Genomic DNA, 7,284 nt, shown 5'->3' with positions numbered 1-7,284 from the left:
TCGGTCCCGGGGACCTCTAGAGTCGCTCAACAGCTGCTGCCGAAGGGCGCGGGCTCGATCATCTCGTTCGGCATCAAGGGCGGCCGCGCCGCCGGCCGCAAATTCATCGAGACGCTGAAGCTGACGAGCCATCTGGCGAATGTCGGCGACGCCAAGACGCTGGTGATCCATCCGGCCTCGACCACGCATCAGCAGATGAGCGCGGAGCAGCTCAAGGCAGCCGGCATCGGCGAAGAACTGATCCGGCTGTCGGTCGGCATCGAAACCGCCGAGGACATCATCGGCGATCTGGCGCAGGCGCTGCGCGTCTCGCAGAAGGTGTAGTCATGCAGATCAGTGTGAACGGGATCGACACCTTCGTGGCGACCGGCGGCCAGACCTTCGACGCCGCCCTGCCCGCCGCCGTGTTCATCCACGGCGCCGGCTTCGATCATTCGGTGTGGGCGCTGCAGACGCGCTGGTTCGCGCATCACGGCTACGCCGTGCTGGCGCCCGATTTACCAGGCCACGGCCGCTCCGGCGGCGCACCGCTCAAGACGATTGCCGAGATGGCCGACTGGACAGCGGCTCTGCTCAACGCAGCCGGGGCGCAGCCCGCCAAGCTGATCGGACATTCGATGGGCTCGCTGATCGCCCTCGAAGCCGCGGCGCGGCACCCGGCGAAGGTCGCGTCGCTGGCGCTGATCGGCACCACCTCGACGATGACGGTCGGCCCCGATCTGCTGAAAGCCGCGGAAGCCAACGATCCCGCTGCGATCGCCATGATGACGATCTGGGGCCTCGGCCCCGATGCGGAGATCGGCGGCAACCTCGCTCCCGGACTATGGATGCATGGCGGCTCGGTGCGCGTGTTAGAGGCCGCCAAGCCTGGCGTGATCTTCAACGACCTGTCGGCCTGCAACGACTACAAGGATGCGCTGACGGCCGCGGCCAAGGTCAGCGTGCCGACGCTGTTCATCCTCGGCGAGCGCGACATGATGACCCCAACCAAAAACGGCAAGACGCTGGCCGCTGCGGTGAACGGGTCACGCACCATCATTCTGAAAGGCGCCGGCCACACCATGATGGTGGAGCGGCCGGACGAAGTGTTGAAGGCGCTGCAGGGCTAAGGCGGCGTCATCACCTTTGCGACTGAGCGCTCCGTCGCACGGGCCTCGTCGAGCAATTCGACGATGTCCACGCGACGGCGCCAAAGCTTCAGCTTACAGGCAGATCCGGACGCCGGCGGCATTGACCACGCAGCGGCCATAGCCCCGACCGCCGCCGCGTCCACGATTCCACCCGCCACCGCGGCCGCGAGGGCCGCCGTAGCCGCGATGGCCACGCCCGTAGCCGCGACCTCGGCCGCGACCTTCGCCGCGCTGCGCGTGTGCCGCCGTACTCGTGACGCCCGAAATCACCGCCGCACCACCGACGAAGCTGAAGCAGTAGATGCTGGTGAGGACGATCGCCGCGAGGCCGCGCGCCACCACGCTGGGTCGGCGTTGAGGTTGAGCTGTCATTCAGGTCTCCGTGAGCTGCCGATCAAAATCCCATCGACCGAATGGTGCGATGGCGTACGAACGCCGCGGCCAGGCCGCAGATCCAAGCGTCCATCAGAACTGAACGCCGGGGGGCCGATCCGTTCCTCGGCGGTCCTGTGACATACTGAAGCGGCGCTCGAGTGCTATCTACGAGGAGGCTTTGCCGCCGAACGCTTCCCGGACTTTCGCTTGGATCTTGGCCATGCCGCCGATCCAGCGGTCGTAGTTCTCGGTCTTCTTGCGCATGTAGTCCAAGACCTGCGGGTGCGGCAGGATCAGGAAGGTCTCCTGCTCGACGCCGCGCAGTGCGTCCTGCGCCACCTGCTCGGGCGACAGATTGCCGTCGGCGGATTGCGGGCCGTTGGGCAGGCCGCGGAGCATGTTGGTATCGACGCCCTGCGGGCAAAGGATCGAGACGCGGATGTTATGCGCCTTGTGGGAGATCGCGAGGTTTTCGGCGAAGCCGACGGCGCCGTGCTTGGTCGCCGAATAGGCCGGACTGCCGACCTGAGACAGCAAACCCGCCGCCGAGATGGTGTTGAGGAAGTAACCGCCGCCGCGCGCTTTGTAGCGCGGGATGAGGTGGCGCGCCGCGTAGACATGCGCCATCACATGGATCATCCAGCTCTTCATGAAGGGATCGTCCGACGTGCCGCCGGCATTCTCCGACATCGGATCGAAACCGCCGCCGATGCCGGCGTTGGAGCAGAACAGATCGATCGGCCCGAACTGCCGCTCGGTTTCTTCGATGACGTGCTTGATGTCCGCTTCGCTGGCGACGTCGCATTTGAACGCCGCGCCGCCGATCGATTGCGCCACCGCTTCGGCCCGCGCCTGATCGAGATCGGCGACGATGATCTTCGCTGCGCCGGCCTTGGCGAAGACTTCGCACATTGCCTGACCGATGCCGTTGCCGCCGCCGGTGACGACGACGACCTTGCCCTTCACGTCCATGTTTCCCCCGGTGTTGGTTTTGCCGGGGTGTCTTATCGGAAACTGCGGCCGAGAGCTACGCCAGCACGAGATCGGCCACGGCGATGTAATGGCAGGCCGCCGCCACCAGCACGAAGGCGTGCCAGATTGCGTTCTGGAATCGCAGCCGACGCCAGGCGTGGAAGATCACGCCGAGCGTGTAGAGCGCGCCGCCGATGCCGAGAAACCACATCGCCGTGGTCGGCAGGGTCTCGACCACCTGATCGTAAGCGATGATGCCGCTCCAGCCGAGCGCGAGGTAGAGCCCGACCGACAGCTTGTCGAACTTGCCGGGCTTGAACAGCTTGAGCAGGATGCCGACGATCGCGACGCCCCAGACGCCGGCGAGCAGCGCCAGCCCGAAGGTCTGATCCTTGATCTGGGTGATGATCGGCGTGTAGGTCGCGGCGATCAGGATGTAGATCGCCGAATGATCGAACCGGCGCAGGATCCATTTGCTCGGCGACACCGGCCATAGATTGTAGGCCGCCGACAGGCCCAGCATCGCGATCAGTCCGGCGACATATACCGATACCGAGACGATGATGGGCGTCGAGGCGAACACGCCGGTCAGAGTGACCAGCACCGTCGCGGCGATCAGGCCGGCGACGAGACCGAGGACGTGAACGACCCCGTCGGCGATCAGCTCGGCGCGGTCGTAGTTCCAGTGCACCATCCCTTTGGTGTCGATCCGGGCGTGCGAAACAATTTGCTTCAGGCGGAAGATCGTCATAGGCGAAGCAGTGACCCTGTTTCGAATTGATCTGGCGCATTCAGGCGTGCGGCCGCGATGCGATACACCCGCCGATGCCTGAACGGCCTATTGTATCGGCGGGAAACCGGGCGAAGCCAAGGCCGCGGGGCCGGTCGGATTGTCGCACGAATCGTCCCTTTCCGGCTAGTTTGGCCGGTCACCGGTTGTTGATCGAGATCGAGCGCGTATGGCCTTCAGTTTTTCCGATCTGATCGAGGAAGCGCGGCTGTCGGCGCAAGCGCTGAAGGATTACAGCGAGAGCATTTTCAGCCCGACGATCCGGCTCGGCGTCACCGGATTGTCCCGCGCCGGCAAGACGGTGTTCATCACCGCGCTGGTGCACGGCCTGTCGCGCGGCGGCCGGTTTCCGATCTTCGAATCCCTTTCCACGGGACGCATCGCCAAAGCGCGGCTGGCGCCGCAGCCGGACGACGCGGTGCCGCGCTTCGCCTACGAGAACTTCCTCGCCACGCTGATCGAGCAGCGGCAATGGCCGCATTCGACCGTCGATATCAGCGAGCTGCGCCTGGTGATCGATTATCAGCGCAAGAACGGCGCCGAGCGCTCGCTGACCCTCGATATCGTCGACTATCCGGGCGAGTGGCTGCTCGACCTGCCGCTGCTGACCAAGAGCTACGAGAAATGGGCCAGCGAGAGTCTCGCGCTGTCGCGACAGGATCCGCGGCGACGCGTGGCGCGCGAGTTTCATGCTCACCTCGCGACCCTCGATCCCAATGGCCGCGAGAACGAGCAGGAGACGCTTGTCGCAGCGCGCCTGTTCACCAAGTACTTGCGCGACTGCCGCGACGAGCAGTTCGCCATGAGCCTGCTGCCGCCCGGCCGCTTCCTGATGCCGGGCAATCTCGCCGGCTCGCCGGCGCTGACCTTCGCGCCGCTCGACGTGCCGCTGGACGGCACCCCGCCGGACCGCTCGCTCTGGGCGATGATGCGGCGGCGCTACGAGGCATACAAGGACGTGGTGGTGCGGCCGTTCTTCCGCGATCACTTCGCCCGGCTCGACCGACAGATCGTGCTGGCCGACGCGCTGAGCGCGTTCAACGCCGGTCCGGAGGCGCTGCAGGACCTCGAGGCCGCGCTCGCCGGCATTCTCGACTGCTTCCGCGTTGGCCGCTCGACGCTGATCAGCTCGGTGTTCCGGCCGCGCATCGACAAGATCCTGTTCGCCGCCACCAAGGCCGATCACCTGCACCACTCCAGCCATGACCGGCTCGAAGCCATACTGCGCCGGCTGGTCGAGCGCGCCGTGGCTCGCGCCGAGTACTCGGGCGCCAAGGTCGACGTCGTGGCGCTCGCTGCCGTGCGCGCCACCCGCGAGGCGCAGGTGCAGCGCGGACGCGACCGGCTGCCCTCGATCGTCGGCACGCCGATTGCCGGCGAGATGGCCGAGGGCGAGGTGTTCGACGGCGAGACCGAGGTCGCGACCTTCCCGGGCGATCTGCCGACTGACCTGCAGGGCCTGTTCAAGGGCGAAGAGACGTTTCGCGGGCTTGCTGCCGGGCCGCATCAGGAGGCAGATTTCCGCTTTCTGCGCTTCCGCCCGCCGCGGCTCGCCACCGGCGATCCCGAAGGACCGGCGCTGCCCCACATCCGCCTCGACCGCACGCTCCAGTTCCTGATCGGAGACAAACTGCAATGACCGAGCGGGCCCCTCCAAGAAGGCCGGCGACCTTCAAGCTGACCGACCCCAGCGTCGTGCTGATCGATGCCGACGACGGCGGTGTCGCCCCGGCCAAGCCGCAGCCGCAAGCGCGCGTCGCAGCCGACGTCAAGCCGGGCATCGCCGCACCTTCGGCCCCGCCGCCTCGCGCGCGCGTCGAGCTAGCGCAGGAGAAGGAGCCGCCGATCCTGACGCCAAAGCCGCCGCGCAGCATCATCGATCCGAAGAAGGGTTTCCGCTGGGGCACCGTGTTCTGGAGTGCGGCGACGGGCCTCGTCTCGCTGGCGTTCTGGCTGTGGGTCAGCAAGCTGGTCGAGGATCTGTTCGCGCAGAGCACGACGCTGGGCACGGTCGGGGCGATCCTCGCCGCGCTGGCCGGCGGCTCGCTGGCGATCATCATCGGCCGCGAGGCCTTCGGCCTGATCCGACTGGCGCGGATCGAACAACTACATTCGCGCGCTGCCCGCGTGCTGGAAACCGACAATCGCGCCGAGGCCCGCGCCATCGTGCTCGAACTCCTGAAGTTCGAGCATCCCAATCCGCAGCTCGCGCACGGCCGGACCCAACTCGCCAAGCATGTCGACGACATCATCGACGGCGCCGACCTGATCCGCCTCGCCGAGCGCGAACTGATGACGCCGCTCGATCTCGAAGCCAAGATGCTGATCTCCAAGGCGGCGCAGCGCGTGTCGGTGGTGACCGCGATCAGCCCGAAGGCGCTGATCGACGTGCTGTTCGTCGGCATCGCCGCGACGCGGCTGATCGGCCAGCTCGCGCGGCTCTATGGCGGCCGGCCCGGCGCGCTCGGCATGATGAAGCTGATGCGCCAGACCGTGTCGCATCTCGCCATCACCGGCGGCATCGCGCTCGGCGACAGCGTCGTGCAGTCCGTGCTCGGCCATGGCCTCGCCTCGCGCCTGTCCTCCAAGCTCGGCGAAGGCGTGATCAACGGCATGCTCACCGCCCGCCTCGGCCTCGCCGCCGTCGACCTCACCCGCCCACTCCCCTTTGACGCCCTGCCCCGCCCGGTGCTGAGCGATCTGGTGAAGGGGCTGATGAAGAAGGCGGAGAAAGACGAGTAATTGCAGGCGAGTAGTGGCCGGATCCTTCATGATTGAGGTAGGCCTCTCGGCTCGCGCAAGCGCGCTCCCTCGCCCCCGCTCTTGCGGGGAGAGGGTTGGGGTGAGGGGCGACACAAGCACAGAGTCTCGACTTCGCGGAAGCGCCCCCTCACCCGGATCGCATCTGCCGATGCGATCCGACCTCTCCCCGCGCGCGGGGCGAGGTTGCGCAGCGTCTGGGGAAAGTTTGCCCCCCGGAGCGAGCTTGCGCAGCGGCCGAGGCTATGTCGATCGCCTCGCATAGTTGACCTCTGCGGGAATCTCTCAACAAGTCGCAAGATGGCGCTCCAGCAAAACAGGACCCGCACAAACACCGGAACCGAGGCCGCTCGCACGCGCCTGCCGTCGCCGCTGCGCCGCATCGGCATCCGGCAGGTGCGAATGTTCACCGGGCTGGTGCTGTTCGCCTATCTGGTCAGCCATTTCCTTAACCACGCGCTCGGCAATGTCTCGCTCGCAGCGATGCACGAGGGCGTGTTGTGGCACCTGCGCATCTGGCAATTTCCCCCGGTCACCGCGTTGTTCTACGGCTCGGCACTGGTGCATGCCGGGCTCGGGCTGTGGGCGCTGTATCAGCGCCGCGAATTCCGCTGGCGCAGCGCCGAGCCGCTGCAGCTCCTGCTAGGCCTCAGCGTTCCGCTCTTGATCTACAGCCATGTCATCGGGCTCCGGCTCGGCTTCGAGCTCTACGGACAGGACAAACTGTATCCGCAGGTGCTCTACAGCTATTGGGTCGCCTCGCCTTCCTATCGACTGTGGCTGATGCTGCTGGTGATGCTGGTCGCCTGGGTGCACGGCTGCATCGGCCTGACGCTATGGCTGCGGCTCAAGCCTGCGCTCCGTGCGGCGATGCCGTGGCTGCTCGCCGTCGCTGTCCTGGTGCCGGCGCTGGCGCTGCTCGGCCTGTATCAGGGCGGCCGCATCGTCGAGCGCGACGCCGCCTCGCCGCAGTGGCAGGCCCAGAACCTGTCGGCGCATCACATGGGCACGCCTCAGCAACAGGACGTGCTCGGCGCGATCGGCGACGGCTTCGTGCTCGGCTATCTGGGCCTGATCGGCCTGACGCTGACGGCACGCGGCGTCCGTGCCGCATTCGAACGTCGCGGCGGCATGCTCAGGCTGAGCATCGGCGAGGATCGCAGCATTCGCGTGCCGAAAGGTTTGAGCGTGCTCGAAGCCAGCCAGCGCGCCAATATCCCGCACGCCAGCGCCTGCGGCGGCCGGGCACGCTGCTCG

The 7,284-nt window shown here is 66.8% G+C and carries 7 protein-coding genes and 1 pseudogene; 5 read left to right on the top strand and 3 right to left on the bottom strand.

The window, feature by feature from the left end; translation table 11 throughout:
- Together I5M_RS03305 and I5M_RS03300 are read left to right on the top strand one after the other, a co-directional pair.
- Positions 1–324: PLP-dependent transferase (locus I5M_RS03305; RefSeq protein WP_031335211.1), on the top strand; the 324-nt coding region annotated here is incomplete at its 5' end.
- A 2-nt stretch (positions 325–326) separates the two neighbouring features.
- Positions 327–1,109 (top strand): alpha/beta fold hydrolase, encoded by a 783-nt coding sequence (locus I5M_RS03300; protein ID WP_022720098.1) that lies wholly within the window; start codon positions 327–329, stop codon positions 1,107–1,109.
- A 93-nt stretch (positions 1,110–1,202) separates the two neighbouring features.
- Here the strand turns inward: I5M_RS03300 and I5M_RS03295 are convergent, their stop codons facing one another.
- The 3 genes from I5M_RS03295 to I5M_RS03285 form a co-directional block, all read right to left on the bottom strand.
- On the bottom strand, positions 1,203–1,502 hold the full coding sequence (locus tag I5M_RS03295; protein ID WP_022720097.1) for a hypothetical protein: 300 nt from the start codon (positions 1,500–1,502) through the stop codon (positions 1,203–1,205).
- Positions 1,503–1,670: 168 nt separating this feature from the next.
- A complete protein-coding gene (locus I5M_RS03290; protein ID WP_022720096.1) occupies positions 1,671–2,477 on the bottom strand; it encodes an SDR family oxidoreductase in 807 nt (268 codons plus the stop codon).
- A 55-nt stretch (positions 2,478–2,532) separates the two neighbouring features.
- The gene (locus I5M_RS03285) at positions 2,533–3,228 is read right to left on the bottom strand and encodes a hemolysin III family protein (protein WP_022720095.1); all 696 of its coding nucleotides are present in this window, start codon (positions 3,226–3,228) and stop codon (positions 2,533–2,535) included.
- A gap of 208 nt (positions 3,229–3,436) precedes the next feature.
- Here I5M_RS03285 and I5M_RS03280 point away from each other — a divergent pair, with 208 nt between their 5' ends.
- The 3 genes and pseudogenes from I5M_RS03280 to I5M_RS03270 all read left to right on the top strand — a co-directional run.
- Positions 3,437–4,906 carry a YcjX family protein gene (locus I5M_RS03280; RefSeq protein WP_022720094.1) on the top strand — a complete coding sequence of 490 codons (1,470 nt, stop codon included), beginning with the start codon at positions 3,437–3,439 and terminating at the stop codon, positions 4,904–4,906.
- A complete protein-coding gene (locus tag I5M_RS03275) occupies positions 4,903–6,009 on the top strand; it encodes a YcjF family protein (RefSeq protein WP_022720093.1) in 1,107 nt (368 codons plus the stop codon). Before I5M_RS03280 ends, I5M_RS03275 begins: the two co-directional genes overlap by 4 nt.
- 318 nt (positions 6,010–6,327) lie before the next feature.
- A pseudogene (locus I5M_RS03270) lies at positions 6,328–7,284 on the top strand (adenylate/guanylate cyclase domain-containing protein); the annotation flags it as partial.

The sequence above is a fragment of the Rhodopseudomonas sp. B29 genome, assembly GCF_000333455.1.
Taxonomy (GTDB): domain Bacteria; phylum Pseudomonadota; class Alphaproteobacteria; order Rhizobiales; family Xanthobacteraceae; genus Rhodopseudomonas.
This window is presented reverse-complemented; position numbering and strand designations above follow the sequence as displayed.